Origin of the sequence: Thermomonospora echinospora (assembly GCF_900108175.1) — a bacterium.
Classification (GTDB): Bacteria; Actinomycetota; Actinomycetes; order Streptosporangiales; family Streptosporangiaceae; genus Thermomonospora; species Thermomonospora echinospora.
The window spans coordinates 432,919-445,524 of sequence record NZ_FNVO01000002.1 but is presented as its reverse complement, the minus strand read 5'-3'; the positions used below and the strand labels follow the sequence as shown (position 1 = coordinate 445,524).

18 protein-coding genes are annotated in these 12,606 nt (G+C 74.1%); 11 read left to right on the top strand and 7 right to left on the bottom strand.

Features of this window, described 5'->3' with window-relative positions:
- Nucleotides 1-55 precede the first annotated feature (55 nt).
- Nucleotides 56-358, top strand: a complete 303-nt coding sequence (locus C4U03_RS06290; RefSeq protein WP_103936677.1) for a DUF3618 domain-containing protein — start codon at nucleotides 56-58, stop codon at nucleotides 356-358.
- A 52-nt stretch (nucleotides 359-410) separates the two neighbouring features.
- Here the strand turns inward: C4U03_RS06290 and C4U03_RS06285 are convergent, their stop codons facing one another.
- The 7 genes from C4U03_RS06285 to C4U03_RS06255 all read right to left on the bottom strand — a co-directional run bounded on the left by C4U03_RS06285 (nucleotide 411) and on the right by C4U03_RS06255 (nucleotide 7,505).
- Nucleotides 411-1,067, bottom strand: a complete 657-nt coding sequence (locus C4U03_RS06285; RefSeq protein ID WP_103936676.1) for an anti-sigma factor — start codon at nucleotides 1,065-1,067, stop codon at nucleotides 411-413.
- A complete protein-coding gene (locus C4U03_RS06280) occupies nucleotides 1,064-1,570 on the bottom strand; it encodes a sigma factor (RefSeq protein ID WP_200827076.1) in 507 nt (168 codons plus the stop codon). The genes C4U03_RS06285 and C4U03_RS06280 overlap by 4 nt, the downstream gene beginning before the upstream one ends.
- A gap of 214 nt (nucleotides 1,571-1,784) precedes the next feature.
- On the bottom strand, nucleotides 1,785-3,068 hold the full coding sequence (locus C4U03_RS06275; protein WP_235017670.1) for a family 4 glycosyl hydrolase: 1,284 nt from the start codon (nucleotides 3,066-3,068) through the stop codon (nucleotides 1,785-1,787).
- Between the two features lie 202 nt (nucleotides 3,069-3,270).
- Nucleotides 3,271-4,404: a carbohydrate kinase family protein gene (locus C4U03_RS06270; RefSeq protein ID WP_103936966.1), complete on the bottom strand. Its 1,134-nt coding sequence runs from the start codon at nucleotides 4,402-4,404 to the stop codon at nucleotides 3,271-3,273.
- 192 nt (nucleotides 4,405-4,596) lie between these two features.
- The gene (locus C4U03_RS06265) at nucleotides 4,597-5,262 is read right to left on the bottom strand and encodes an SIMPL domain-containing protein (RefSeq protein ID WP_103936674.1); all 666 of its coding nucleotides are present in this window, start codon (nucleotides 5,260-5,262) and stop codon (nucleotides 4,597-4,599) included.
- A 69-nt stretch (nucleotides 5,263-5,331) separates the two neighbouring features.
- Nucleotides 5,332-6,528, bottom strand: coding sequence for an amino acid deaminase/aldolase (locus tag C4U03_RS06260; protein WP_103936673.1), 1,197 nt, complete (start codon nucleotides 6,526-6,528; stop codon nucleotides 5,332-5,334).
- A 41-nt stretch (nucleotides 6,529-6,569) separates the two neighbouring features.
- A complete protein-coding gene (locus tag C4U03_RS06255) occupies nucleotides 6,570-7,505 on the bottom strand; it encodes an alpha/beta hydrolase family esterase (protein ID WP_103936672.1) in 936 nt (311 codons plus the stop codon).
- 170 nt (nucleotides 7,506-7,675) lie between these two features.
- Between C4U03_RS06255 and purU the strand changes: the two genes are divergently transcribed.
- The 10 genes from purU (at nucleotide 7,676) to C4U03_RS06200 (ending at nucleotide 12,564) form a co-directional block, all read left to right on the top strand.
- Nucleotides 7,676-8,527, top strand: coding sequence for a formyltetrahydrofolate deformylase (gene purU / locus C4U03_RS06250; RefSeq protein ID WP_103936965.1), 852 nt, complete (start codon nucleotides 7,676-7,678; stop codon nucleotides 8,525-8,527).
- Between the two features lie 102 nt (nucleotides 8,528-8,629).
- Nucleotides 8,630-8,983, top strand: coding sequence for a hypothetical protein (locus C4U03_RS06245; protein WP_103936671.1), 354 nt, complete (start codon nucleotides 8,630-8,632; stop codon nucleotides 8,981-8,983).
- Between the two features lie 62 nt (nucleotides 8,984-9,045).
- Nucleotides 9,046-9,243, top strand: a complete 198-nt coding sequence (locus tag C4U03_RS06240) for a hypothetical protein (protein WP_103936670.1) — start codon at nucleotides 9,046-9,048, stop codon at nucleotides 9,241-9,243.
- 172 nt (nucleotides 9,244-9,415) lie between these two features.
- Nucleotides 9,416-9,988, top strand: a complete 573-nt coding sequence (locus tag C4U03_RS06235) for an Asp23/Gls24 family envelope stress response protein (protein WP_103936669.1) — start codon at nucleotides 9,416-9,418, stop codon at nucleotides 9,986-9,988.
- A gap of 212 nt (nucleotides 9,989-10,200) precedes the next feature.
- Entirely contained in the window at nucleotides 10,201-10,518 is a 318-nt protein-coding gene (locus C4U03_RS06225; RefSeq protein ID WP_103936667.1) for a hypothetical protein, read from the top strand.
- Entirely contained in the window at nucleotides 10,515-10,760 is a 246-nt protein-coding gene (locus C4U03_RS06220) for a hypothetical protein (protein ID WP_103936666.1), read from the top strand. Before C4U03_RS06225 ends, C4U03_RS06220 begins: the two co-directional genes overlap by 4 nt.
- Before the next feature lie 14 nt (nucleotides 10,761-10,774).
- On the top strand, nucleotides 10,775-10,984 hold the full coding sequence (locus C4U03_RS06215) for a hypothetical protein (protein ID WP_407701408.1): 210 nt from the start codon (nucleotides 10,775-10,777) through the stop codon (nucleotides 10,982-10,984).
- Nucleotides 10,981-11,349 carry an Asp23/Gls24 family envelope stress response protein gene (locus tag C4U03_RS06210; RefSeq protein WP_103936665.1) on the top strand — a complete coding sequence of 123 codons (369 nt, stop codon included), beginning with the start codon at nucleotides 10,981-10,983 and terminating at the stop codon, nucleotides 11,347-11,349. The genes C4U03_RS06215 and C4U03_RS06210 overlap by 4 nt, the downstream gene beginning before the upstream one ends.
- On the top strand, nucleotides 11,346-11,972 hold the full coding sequence (locus C4U03_RS06205; protein ID WP_103936664.1) for a DUF6286 domain-containing protein: 627 nt from the start codon (nucleotides 11,346-11,348) through the stop codon (nucleotides 11,970-11,972). Before C4U03_RS06210 ends, C4U03_RS06205 begins: the two co-directional genes overlap by 4 nt.
- Nucleotides 11,973-11,976: 4 nt before the next feature.
- Entirely contained in the window at nucleotides 11,977-12,564 is a 588-nt protein-coding gene (locus tag C4U03_RS06200; RefSeq protein WP_103936663.1) for an alkaline shock response membrane anchor protein AmaP, read from the top strand.
- The last annotated feature ends 42 nt before the right edge of the window (nucleotides 12,565-12,606 follow it).

Sequence of the window (12,606 nt, the reverse complement as noted above, 5' to 3'; positions counted from 1 at the left end):
CTGCCACACTGATCGGATCATCTGCCGCAGGACGCTCGGACGATAAGGACACGGCATGGCTGACAAGGCCCCCGATCCGGAGGCGCTGGAGAAGGAGATCGAGCGGACCCGGGAAGAGTTGGCGCGCACCATCGACGCGCTCGCCGACCGGGTCAACCCGCGGAACGTGGCGCAGCGGGGCGTGGCCCGGCTGAAGCAGGAGGCCGGGCAGGTCGCCTCCACGGTGGGCGCGATGGTGGCGCCGGCCCACGGTGAGGACGGCGAGCCGGGGCAGGTCGACCGCCGGGTGGTCGCGGTGGGCGTCGGCGCCGTGGTCTTCGTGACGGTGTTCGTGCTTTGGCGCCGGGGCCGCCGGTAACGCTGGGCCGCGGGTGCGGTGGGCGCCGGTCCCGGAGGGGGCCGGCGCTTCTTCATGGGCGGGGGATGGGGGCGCGCAGGATGGGCGGGCCGCCACCGGAGACGCTCAGCCCGAGGGCGGTGGCGTTGTGCGGCTTCATGCCGGACGACAGGTCCATGACGAGCCGTGTGGAGCCCTGGGCGGTGAAGCTGCCGGCCGGTGTCCGGCGCCCGTCGGGGCGTTCCAGCCACACCGTGTAGTTCTGGCCGGGGGTCAGGCCGCTGACCGACAGGTGCAGGGCGGTGCCCCAGGGGCGCGGGGTGAGGGTGGCGGAGGCGCGGACGCCGCCCGCGGAGTAGGCGACGGTGGGGGTGTCCGGCCCGTCCGGGGCGGCCGGCGCACCGAGGAGGAAGAACGCGGTGACCGCGGCGGCCGCCGCGGTCAGGCCGGCCAGGCCGAGGGCGGCGGCCCGGCGGCGAGTGCGGCGGCGGGCGCCGTCGATGCGGTCGAAGACGCTTTTGCGCAGCCAGGGCGGTGGCTCCGGGCGGTACTCGACCCGTTCGGGATCGGCATGGACCAGGGCCTCGGCGACCCCGCGCAGCTCGGCGGCCTCGATGCGGCACAGCGGGCAGCCGTCCAGGTGGGCCTGCAGCGCCGTCATCTCCCGTTCGGTCAGCCGCCCGAGGGCGTACATGCCGAGCAGGGGCTGGATGTCGCGGCAGCCGTTCATGCCTCCCACCCCATCTCCTCCAGGGCCAGGCGCAGCGCCCTGAGCGCGTAGTAGGTCCGGTTGCGGACCGTGCCGGCGGGGATGCGCAGCTCGGCGGCCACCGCGGCGGGCGGCCGGGCGAGGACGTGCAGCTCCACCAGTACGGCGCGGTGGTCGGGGGACAGCCGCCGCAGCGCCTCCTCGACCTGGAGACCGGTCAGCAGCCGTTCCAGAGCGGTGCCGTCGGCGACGCGGGCGGTGCGGCGGGAACAGGCGTGCTCGATGACGACGTTGCGGCAGATGGCCAGCAGCCAGGTGCGCAGGACCGCCTCCCCGGCGTCCAGGCGCGCGGCGCTGCGCCAGGCCCGCAGGAACGTCTCCCGGACGGCCTCCTCGGCCAGGGCGCGCTCGCCCAGCGAGCGTTCGGCGAACGCGAACAGCTCCCCGGCGTGCTCGTCGTAGGCGGCCCGCAGCGAGACCTCGTCGTCGAGGCGCGTCCGCTCGGCGGATCGTCGCAGCCGCACGCCCACTCCTCCCGCTCACCGAGCCCCACCCGGCCACCCTGCCCGCCCGTCCCGCCGGGACTTCCCGCCCGGCCGTCCCGCCATGGAACGCCCTGTGACGAGCCGTCCTGCCTGGCCGTCCCGCCGGGACTTCCCGTTCGGGGTTCCGTCCGGGTATACGGAGGTGGCCGCGGGCGCGTTCAACCCGCGCAGGTGGAGCGGGGCGGGGCGGGGGTCAGCGGGTGAACTGGGGGAGGTGCTCGCGGTGGGCGGCCAGCCCTTCGTCGAGGATGCGCTCGGCGGTGTGCTTGCTGCGGATGAACGGGTGGGCCATCAGCGCCTGCAGCGCCGTGCGCCGGTCGCCTGTCACGGCGGCGTCGGCGGCGAGCCGCTCGTACTCGTGGATGGCCCGGGTGAGGCCGCGTACCGGGCCGGGCAGCGGACCCATGGTGAGCGGGACGGGGCCGCTGCGGCCGACGACGGCGGGGACCTCGACGACGGCGTCGTCCTCCAGTGAGGAGATGGCGCCGCCGTTGCGGGTGTTGACGATGATGCGGCGTCCCTCGTCGCGGTGCAGCGCGCAGATGACGTCGACGGCGAACTCGCCGTGCTCGCCGCCGCCCCGTTCGCGGCTGGGATCGGGGTCGGGCTTGGCGGCCTCGGCGGCGATGGAGGCGTAGTAGCCGGGGAGCATGGCCAGGATGTCCTGGGCCCGGGTGGTGCCCTTGGCGCGCAGCTCCGCCACGACCTCGTCGTGGAAGAAGTAGTACTTGGCGTAGGAGTTGGGCAGGAAGCCCAGGGCTTGGGCCAGCTCCGCCATGCGGGACGGGTCGCGCCAGGGGGTGGCGCCGCCCCCGGGGATCTCCAGGGAGGCCAGCCGGGCGGGCAGGTCGATGGGCTCACCGTGCAGGCGGACCCGCTCGGCCCAGGTGGCGTGGTTGAGGCCGATCCAGTCGGCCTCCAGCCCGTCGGCGGGCAGACCCAGCAACCCGGCCCACATCTCGGTGTCGCCGACGTGCTGGTCGCACAGCCCGATGACGCGGGTGCCCGGCCGGTGCCGCAGCACCGCGTCGGTGACGACGTTGGTGGGGTTGGTGTAGTTGATGATCCAGGCGCCGGGGTCGGCGACGTCGGCGATCTCCAGCAGGACGGGGACGGACCGGCAGGCCATCAGGAACCCGCCGGGACCGGCCGTCTCCTGCCCCACCACGCCGTGCCTGAGCGGGATCGACTCGTCCAGGTGACGTGCGGCCATCCCGCCGGGCCGGAAGGTGGTGAACACGTAGGAGGCGCCGGCCAGCGCGGGTTTGAGCTCGGTGTGCGCCACGACGGTGAGGTCCGCGCCGCGGGCGGCGAACATGGCGGTCGCCAGCCGGGTCATCAGCGCCAGGTGCTCGGCGTCCGGGTCGTAGAAGGCCAGCTCGGCCCCTGCCAGGTCGGCGGCCCGGTGCAGCAGGCCGCGGATGACCCCCGGCATGTAGCCGCTGCCCGCCCCCACAACGGCGATCTTCACGCTCACCGATACCGCTCCTGTCTGCTGGTGGGCCGTGTTCGGAGGGTTGGGTGGGGGCCGCTGCCCGCTCCTGCGCGGACGGCGATCTTCACGCTCACCGATACCGCTCCTGTCTGCTGGTGGGCCGTGTCTGGAGGGTCGGGCGGGGGCCGCTGCCCGCTCCTGCGCGGACGGCGATCTTCACGCTCACGGGTGTCCTCCTTCGGGGCTACTTGAGGGTGGGCTGGGCCCGGGTGACCGAGTCGGGGCCGCTGCCCAGCTCGGCCTCGGGGATGTAGGGCACCACGAACTCGTAGTCGGCCAGGATCTCGGGGGCGACCTCGGTGGTCTCGCCGAAAGCGGCGATCTCACCCCAGCAGGGGGCGCCGAGCGAGCCGCTGTAGTGGCGTACCGACAGGCCGGCGCACAGGTTGGCGAAGCGGAGCCGTTGCAGCAGGGGCCAGCCGGCGAGGGTGCCGAACACGAACCCGGCCGCGAAAACGTCCCCGGCGCCGGTGGTGTCCAGCGCCTCGACCGGCAGCGCGGCGGCCTCGGCGCGCTCGCCCGTGGTGGAGTCGATCGCGATGGCGCCCCGCGCGCCCTGCTTGACCACCACCGTCGGCACCCGCAGGGCCAACGCCTCCAGGGCGTCGGCGGGGTGACGGGTGCGGGTGTAGGCCATCGCCTCGACGGCGTTGGGCAGGAACACGTCGACCGCGGCGAGCCGGTCCAGCACGTCGGTGGACCAGGTCTCGGTGGGGTCCCAGCCGACGTCGGCGAAGACCAGCGAGCCCTGCCGCCGCATCGCCAGCGCCCAGGCGGGGACCGGCCGGTCGATGTCGATGAAGCAGGTCGAGGCGTGCGGCGGAACGGTGACCGGCTCGTCGGCCGACGGCGGCAGGGGCCGGGCGTAGGTGACCATGCTGCGGTCAGAGTCGTAGGCCATGGAGACGGTGACCGGGGTCGGCCAGCCGCCGGCGCGCCGCGACCAGGTCAGGTCGACCCCCTCCTGCTCCGACAGCGTCCGCCACAGGTAGGCGCCGAACATGTCATCACCGACCGTGGTGGCCAGCCCGGTGCGCAGCCCGAGCCGGCTCATCGCCACCGCGATGTTGGCGATGCCGCCGGGCGCCGAGCCGAGGCCGTCGGTGACCAGTTCGGTGCCGGGCGGCGGTAGCCCGGGCAGCCCGGTGAAGATCATGTCCATGAACACCCGCCCGGCCAGGAACACGTCCAGGCCGCCGGCGTCATCGCCCGGCGCCGGTCCGCCGGCCGTGCGCGGCCGCGGCCCGGCCCGCTCGCGGTCGGCGCAGGGGTCGTCGAAGGGCAGCTCCGGCGGAGCCCCCAAGCCCGGTGCGGCCATCGGCACCTCCCCGTCGAGGCACTTCACCCGTCGGCTCTCTCGCACGCCCGGTCCGGACGTCCGTGGGCACCATCCTGACCGATGGCACCGACATTACCCGGCGGTTTCCGGACGGCGGGGCGGGGCGGAGGGCCGCCCCCCGGCAAGGCGGGTGGTCAGCCTGGCTTGAGCCACCCCCGACCAGGCGGGCGGTCAGGCCAACTCGGGCTGGGTGGTGGTGAAGCGCGCCTCCACCGCCGCCCGGACGGTCTGGATGCTCGGTTCCAGGGAGATGGCCTCGGGCTCCTCGGGGGTGTTCATGGCGCCGGCGTAGGCCACCGGCATCGCCGCCAGCGGCTCCACGCCGTCGTGCCCGAGCCCCTCGTCGGACAGTTCGACCATGCCGGTGAGCCGGCAGCCGAGGGCGTCGGCGTAGCTGCGGGCCCGTTCGACCGCCTGCCGGACGGCCTGCCTGGCGGCCTCGGCGTAGACCGGGCTGTCGCGCCGCAGCGCCCACTCGGGGCCGTCCACCCGGGTGCGTTCGAGGTTGCCGAGCCGGGTGACCAGCTCGCCGAGCACGGTCAGGTCGGCCACGGTGACCTTGATCCAGGCGGTGCCCTGGTAGTGGGCGATGTCACCCTCCCGGCGCCGGTACTTCAGCACCGGGGTGATGGTGAGCGCGCCCGTCTCCACCCTCTCGACGGCCTCGCCGTACGACCTGACGAGGTCGAGGCACTGCTGATTGCGCCGTACGAGCTGGTCGAGGGCGGTGCGCCGGTCGTCCTCCTTGGACTGGACGTACACCGACAGCCGGGCGATCTCGGGGTCGGCCTCAAGGACGGCCTCACCTCGCACGCTGATGACGGGAGCGTCGCTCATACGCCCAATCTACGGGTGTCCGCCACCGAGATGCGGGCCGGTGCTCCGGCCTTCAGGCCGGAGAACGCGTCAAAGGAAGGTCTGCCCTTCGCCCCGATAGGTCGGCACCGTGTCCACCAGCGTGTCGCCCTCGACCAGGTGGAGGGCGTCGAACCGTTCGCACAGCTCGCCCGCCTTGGTGTGCCGGAACCAGACGCGGTCGCCGAGGGTGAGGCGGTCGGCGGCGGTGCCGAGGAGCGGGGTCTGCACCTCGCCCGCGCCCTCGTTGGCGTCGTACGACAGCCCCTCCGGCAGGTAGGGCTGGGGCAGCCGGAGCCGGTCGGCCGGGCCCGAGGCCAGGTATCCGCCGCCCAGGCAGGTCACCACGCCGGGGCCCGGCCTGCGGACGACCGGCAGCGCGAACAGCGCGGCGGGGCGGCCCCGGAAGTTGGTGTAGTAGTCGAACAGGTGCGGCTGGTAGAGGCCGGAGCCGGCGGCGACCTCGGTGACCGCGCGTTCGGCCGTGGTCTTCTCCACGCTGCCGGTACCGCCGCCGTTGACGAACTCCAGGTCGGGCCGTACCCGCCGGACGGCCTGAACGATGGCGGCGCGGCGGCGGGCCAGCTCGATCCGGGAGCGGGACTGCATCGCCCGGATCACCCGGCCCCGGGCGGGGTTGCCGGGCGGGTCGTCCCCGACCCCGGCGATCTGCGACTCGTAGGCCATCAGCCCCACTAGCCGCAGCCTGGGGGTGCGGTCGATCAGCGTGGCCAGCCCGGCGGCCTGGCCGGGGTCGTGGACCGGCGAGCGGCGGGCGCCGATCCGTATCCGGCCGCCGAGGGCGCGGTAGCCGGCGTCGATGTCGAGGCACACCCGCACCGGCGCCCCGGCCCCGTCCCGGGCGGCCCGGCCGATGAGGTCCAGGTGCTCGGGGGAGTCGACCATCAGGGTGACGGTGGCCAGCGCGTGCTCGTCGGCGGCGAGCCGGGCGATGGCGGTCAGGTCGGCGGTGGGGTAGGCCACCAGGATGTCGTCGCTGATCCGGTGCTCGGCGAGCCAGAGGGCCTCGGGCAGGGTGAAGGCCATGACCCCGGCGAAGCCGTCCAGGGACAGCACCTCCTCCAGCAGCGCCCGGCAGCGCACCGACTTGCTGGCCACCCGGATCGGCTTGCCGGCGGCGCGGCGGACCAGGTCGGCGGCGTTGGCGCGGAACGCGTCGAGGTCGACGATCGCGAGGGGGGCTTCGAGCGCGGCCGTGGCGGTGTCGTACCGCTTGCGCAGATCCATACGGGTCCCAGGGACGAAATAACGTGAGAAGTATTCACATCCTAGCCGCGGCGGGGGTGTGCCGCGAAGAACGCCCACAGCGTGTTCTCTGCGCCGTCCGGCCAGCGGTGGGCGCCGCCCTCGATCCGGCACAGCGCCACTTCGGTGCCGGCCCCGCCGCGGCCCGTCGTCCGGCAGTCCGGCCCGTCGCCGACCGTCAGGGTGCGCCGCGGCGGCGGCAGGCCGTTGACCTTGCGCCAGTAGTCCACCGCGTGCGAGACGGGCGGGAACGGGCGCGCGTCGTTGAAGTCGCGGCGCCCGCCGCCGTCGTAGGGCACGTTGCGGTCGGCCGTGCCGTGCATGACCAGCACGGAGGTCGGCCGGGGGTCGCACCGCCGCATCGCCATGGCCGCCGAGACCGCCCCGACCGCGGCGAACGTGCCCGGGGCCTCGCAGGCCAGCCGGTACGCCATGCCCGCCCCGTTGGAGAAGCCCGTCGCGTACACCCGGTCCGGGTCGGCCAGCCCCGCACGGGTCAGTTTGCGGACGAGCTTGGTGAGGAACCCGACGTCATCGGTATCGGCCAGCTTGGCGGGGCCGCAGCAAAAGCCCGCGTTCCAGCTCAGCAGGAAGCCCTCGGGATAGGCCACCAGGAGGCCCTCCCGGTCGGCCACCCGGTCGAAGCCGCTCAGCCGTTCCATCTGCGCGGCGTTGGCGGCGCCGCCGTGCATGGCCAGCACCAGCGGCAGCGCCTTGGCGGGCTCGCCGTCCCGCCACCTGCCCTCGGCCAGCCGGGGCGGTACGCGCAGGCGGTACTCCCGAGGCGCCGGACCGCCGACGTCCAGCTTCAGGCGGTGGGTGCCCGCCCTGGTGGGGATGCCGTCCACCTTCGCCGGCGGCTTGGTGCCCCCGCCCTCCCGGCGTTGCGTGCCGGTCTCCGGCTCGCAGGCGGTCAGCGGGAGGACGGCCGCCATGATGAGGACCCAGGCCCGTCGCATGTCCGCGAACCTAACCGCGGGCGGAGCCGGGCAAACCCGGCATCAAGGGATTCCCAGGTCAGCGTGGCCGGAACGGCGGGATCGCGGGGGACGCTTCCCGTCCCGGTCTCGATATCGTGAGTGCGGCGCTGCGCAACGGCGGCGCGACCACCATTCCAGAAAGCCACGACGTGAGTTCCGACTACATCCTGACGCTGTCGTGCCCCGACCGGCCCGGCATCGTGGCCGCGGTCTCCGGCCTGCTGGCCGAGCACGGGTGCAACATCCTGGAGAGCCAGCAGTACGGCGACACCGCCACCGGCCGCTTCTTCATGCGGGTCCAGTTCACCGCGCCCGGGGACGTCACCGAGGACGGGCTGCGCGCCGGGCTCGCCGCGCTGGCCCCCGAGTTCGCCCTCGACTGGCGGCTGCACGACGCGGCCACCCGCACCCGGGTGCTCATCCTGGTGTCCAAGGCCGGCCACTGCCTCAACGACCTGCTGTACCGCCAGCGGTCGGGGCTGCTCGACATCGACATCGTGGCGGTCGCCTCCAACCATCCGGACCTGCGCCCGCTCACCCAGTCGTACGGGATCGACTACCACCACCTGCCGATCGGGCCGGGCGGCAAGCCCGCCCAGGAGGCCGAGATCCTCACGCTGGTGGAGCACTACAGGGCGGACCTGGTGGTGCTGGCCCGCTACATGCAGGTGCTGTCGGACGACCTGTGCGGCAAGCTGCCCGGCCGGATCATCAACATCCACCACTCGTTCCTGCCGAGCTTCAAGGGGGCGCGGCCCTACCACCAGGCGCACGCCCGGGGGGTCAAGCTGATCGGCGCCACCGCCCACTACGTCACCGCCGACCTCGACGAGGGGCCGATCATCGAGCAGGAGGTCGCGCGGGTCGACCACACCCACGGGCCGGGCGACCTGATGGCGGTGGGGCGCGACATGGAGTGCCTGGCGCTGGCCCGGGCCGTCCGCTGGCACGGCGAGCACCGGGTCCTGCTGAACGGGGACAAGACCGTCGTGTTCCGCTGATCGGGCGGGCGCCGGGGGTGTTTTTGCCTGCCCTTGGGTGATGACAAGAGTATGGGAGTCATCGCGTTCCGGGGGCCGCGGAGTGCCGCTCCGCGAAGGATCATGATACGTACGCTGGTCCGGCGGGTCGCCAGGGCCGGGACGGGCGACGGCGACGGCGGCCGGGGCGCCGCCGTGCCGCTGGCCATGGCGGCGCGGGAGCTGGCGGAGGGCGCGCGCCGGCTGCCCGGAGTGCAGGGCGTCCGGGTACGCCCGGCCGGGACCGCCGCCCGCCCCCGGCTGGCGATGACCGTCGTCTGCGCCGAGGAGGCCGATCTCGCGGCGCTGTACACGGCGCTGGAAAAAGGCCCGGCCGATCGCTGCCGCAGTATGACAAAAATGTCGGATCTGCCGGTTACAGTTCGGTTTAAGGTGGTTTACCGGCAGTCCCCGACTTTTCCGCAGACCGGCGCATGATTGCAGTTCGGCGGGTATATAAGGTGCGCAAGGCCACGTCGCACTCAATGGGGGGAATTGTCGTGGCGAACACCAGCAGGACGCACCAGCCGAACTCGCGGGACAGAGACGACGACCAGGCTGGCGAGCCCATGCGGCCCGACCGGGCCGACCGCGCTGACCGCGCCGACCAAGCGCCGGACCAGGACGACGACGCCGCGGGCAACGCCCGCAACAAGGGCCGGCAGCCCCGGGACAAGGGCCGCGGCAAGATGAGGTAACCGGGTAGGACACCGGCTGTCTCCGGGGGCCGGCGGTGCGCGCGGCGCGCCGCTGGCCCTTCGTCTCAGGCAAAGAACGCTTTGCCTCCCTGTTAGGCAAATTTGCTGGTTTAGTAGCGTGCGGAATGAGCATCAACGGCTCGCCAGGGCAGCTCGTTCGGGGGGGAGCATCGTGAGCCAGGACAGCGGGAAGACGACGGCAAAGGAACGTTCTGGCCCGTCCCGCCAGGAATCGCCCGGATCGACCGCGACCGCTCCGACCGGCCCCCAGGCCACCACCGGGGCCGGCCGCCGCACCGAGCTGAGCCCGCACGGCAAGGGCGAGCTGATCACCCCTACCGGCCGCACCACCATCGTCGACGGAGTCGTCTCCAAGGTCGCCGGCATCGCCGCCCGCGAGATCGGCGGCGTGCACGCCATGGGCAGCGGCATGGGCCGCACGCTCGGCTCGGTGAAGGAGCGCCTGCCCGGCATGGGCCGCAACGTCGCCCGGGGCGTGTCCGTCGAGGTGGGCGAGCGGCAGGCCGCCGTGGACATCGACCTGGTGGTCGACTACGGGGTGTCCATCCCGGACCTGGCCGGCGCCGTCCGGGAGAACGTCATCAGGTCCGTCGAGCACATGTGCGGCCTGGAGGTCGTCGAGGTCAACGTGACCGTGGACGACATCCACCTGCCGGGCGAGGACGAGGGCGAAGAGCAAGGCGGTGAGCGGCGCGGCGAACGCGCCGAGCCGCGCGTCCGATGACCGCGAAGCCTGCCATGTCGTCCTACACGCCGTCCTCCATGCCGTCCCGCAGGCCGTCCCGCGGCCCGTCGCCCGGCACGTCCCGAGGCTCGTCGCGGGGGGCCGCGCCGGGGACGTCCCGCGGGGCTTCGCCCGGCCCGTCGCGTGAGACGTCGCGTCAGGCGGAGCCTGATCCGAACGCCGGCCGCGGCGAGGCCGCGCCGGCCGCGCCGATGACGACGGCGGAGTTCGCGACGCGGATCGCCGAGCGGGTGCGCGCCTGTCCCGGGGTGGCGGATCTGACCGCCGGGCCCTGGGGCCATGTGGTGACCTACCGCCCCGGACCGCCGTTGCAGGGGGTGGCGGTCTACGACGACGAGGTGCGGGTTTCGCTGGTCGCGCTGGCGGACCGTCCCCTCACCGAGACCGCCGAGGCGGTCGGGGCGGCGGTCGCGCCGCTGGCGGGCGGGCGCCGGGTGCACGTCATCGTCGCCGACGTCGTCGCCGACGTCGCGGCCGGGGGCCGGAAACCCGGGAACGGGGGCGGGTGATCGACGAGCGCGAGCGGCGCGCCGCGTTCCGGGCCTGGGTCCGCGCGCACCATCCGGATGTGGGCGGAGATCCGGAGACCTTCGCCGCCGAGCTGCGGCGGCGCCGGGCCGGGGGCGGGCGCCGCGACGCGCGGGAGCGCCGGTACGGCCCGGTGGTCGTGGTCCGGCGGCGACCCGGTCTGGGGCTGCTGGAGCGGTGGCTGGAGCGCCGCCGCCGACGCGGCGCCCGGGACCTGAAGTGAATGGGGGAAGGGACATGGGAACCAGCACGATCTGGCCGATCGCCGGTCTGGCGTACGGGACCGCGCTCGGCATCGCCACCGCCTTCGGCGGCTGGCCGGGGTTCGTCGCCGTCCTGGTGTTCGGCGTCATCGGCTTCCTGATCGGCCGCGTCCTGGCCGGTGATCTGGACCTCGGCGAGGTCTTCGGCGCCGGGCGGACCCGCGGCAGGGGCCCGTCGTCATGAGCACGGGCCTGCTGAGGTCCGACCACGGCACCACGGTGATCACCGACCGGGTGGTGACCAAGATCGCCTCCCGCGCCGTCGCCGAGATGGAGCAGGCGCACGGGACCGGGCGCAGCATCCTGGGCGTCCGGCTGGGCCGGGCCCGGCGGGCGCGCGTCCGGGCGACGCTGGACGGGTCCATGGCCGTCGCCCGCGTGGAGATCTCGGTGGAGTACCCGACGTCCATCCTGGCGGTGACCCGGCAGGCCCGCGAACGGATCCGAGACCAGATCCAGTCCTTGACCGGCCTGACCGTGCGGCACGTCGACATCGACGTCACCGCCCTGGAGCCCCCCGAGCCCCGGAGGGTGGCGAGGGTGCGATGACCACGCATGCGGGACAGCGGCGGCCCGCGCGGACCAGCCCGGCCCAGGCTCCCACCGTCGACCGCACCGCCAGGCGGGCCGCCCGCCGGGCCTTCCGGCCCCGCCGGAGACTGCCGGCGCTGCTGGTGTCGTCCCTGCTGATCGCGGCGGGCGTGATCGTGGCCGCGGAGGTGATCTCCACACTGGTCGGCTCGCCCCTCAGGCTGGTGGACTACGGGCGGGCCGTGTCCTGGCTCACCGGCACCTCCTGGAACGACCCGGCCACCCGGGCGGCCGCGGCCGTGATCTCCCTGCTCGGTCTGGCTTGCCTGCTGGCCGGCCTCAGACCGGGCCACACCTCCCTGATACCGCTGCGCAGCGACGACCCCCACCTGGTCATGGGGGTGACCGAGCGAGGGCTGCGGCGGGCGGTGGCCGCGGCCGCCGCCGACGTCGAGATGATCACCTCCGTACGGCGGGTGAAGGTGCGCCGGCACCGGGTCATCGTCGAGGCGGAGACCGCGCTGCGCGATCCCGGCGGGCTGACCCGGCAGGTGGGCGCCGCGGTCACCCGGCGCCTGGAGGAACTCGGCCCGCGGCCCCGCCGGGCGGTGTCCGTGCGCGTCCGCTCGACGGAGGGATGAGACCGTGGACCGCAGCGGAGCCGGGCTGAACCGGTTCGGGCTCACTCTCGTCGGGCTCCTGCTGCTGGCCGGCGGTGGGCTCGCGCTGGCCCGCTCGCTGGGAGCCTGGGGGACCAGGGCGGCAGACCGGCCGCTGCTGAGCGCCGGGCTGCGCGGCTTTCCCGACGGGCACCCGTGGTTCTGGCCGGCCGTCGCCGCGGGCGCGGTGACTGTCACGCTGCTGGGGCTGACGTGGCTGTTTGCCCAGGGCCGTTCGGAGAAGCTGACCGGCCTGTCCCTGGAGCAGGACGGGTCCGGCGTCACCAAGGTGTCGGCCGCCGCCCTCACCTCCGCCATCGAGAAGGAGGTCGAGGGGCTCCCCGGTGTGGAGAAGACGCGCGCCAGGCTGCTGGGCAGCAGGAAGCATCCCCGGCTCGCGATGACCGTCTCCTACGCGGCCGGGGCCGACCTGCAGGCGCTGCGGAGCCATATCGCCGGCTTCGCGCTGGTCGGGCTGCGCACGGCGGTGGACCGCGACTCGCTGCCCGCCGTCGTGAAGCTGCGCCTGGTCGACTCGTCCGATCGGCTCCCCGAGCCCCGGACGCCGGAGTGACGGGCCGTCCGGGACGACCTCGGTCCGCCCGTCCGGGATAAC

Excerpts from the sequence above, each read along its gene's own strand:
- C4U03_RS06290 (WP_103936677.1), top strand. The coding sequence starts at position 56 with ATGGCTGACAAGGCCCCCGATCCGGAGGCGCTGGAGAAGGAGATCGAG.
- C4U03_RS06285 (WP_103936676.1), bottom strand. The coding sequence starts at position 1,067 with ATGAACGGCTGCCGCGACATCCAGCCCCTGCTCGGCATGTACGCCCTC.
- C4U03_RS06270 (WP_103936966.1), bottom strand. The coding sequence starts at position 4,404 with ATGGCCGCACCGGGCTTGGGGGCTCCGCCGGAGCTGCCCTTCGACGAC.
- C4U03_RS06265 (WP_103936674.1), bottom strand. The coding sequence starts at position 5,262 with ATGAGCGACGCTCCCGTCATCAGCGTGCGAGGTGAGGCCGTCCTTGAG.
- C4U03_RS06260 (WP_103936673.1), bottom strand. The coding sequence starts at position 6,528 with ATGGATCTGCGCAAGCGGTACGACACCGCCACGGCCGCGCTCGAAGCC.
- C4U03_RS06255 (WP_103936672.1), bottom strand. The coding sequence starts at position 7,505 with ATGCGACGGGCCTGGGTCCTCATCATGGCGGCCGTCCTCCCGCTGACC.
- C4U03_RS06245 (WP_103936671.1), top strand. The coding sequence starts at position 8,630 with ATGATACGTACGCTGGTCCGGCGGGTCGCCAGGGCCGGGACGGGCGAC.
- C4U03_RS06225 (WP_103936667.1), top strand. The coding sequence starts at position 10,201 with ATGACGACGGCGGAGTTCGCGACGCGGATCGCCGAGCGGGTGCGCGCC.
- C4U03_RS06215 (WP_407701408.1), top strand. The coding sequence starts at position 10,775 with ATGGGAACCAGCACGATCTGGCCGATCGCCGGTCTGGCGTACGGGACC.
- C4U03_RS06210 (WP_103936665.1), top strand. The coding sequence starts at position 10,981 with ATGAGCACGGGCCTGCTGAGGTCCGACCACGGCACCACGGTGATCACC.
- C4U03_RS06205 (WP_103936664.1), top strand. The coding sequence starts at position 11,346 with ATGACCACGCATGCGGGACAGCGGCGGCCCGCGCGGACCAGCCCGGCC.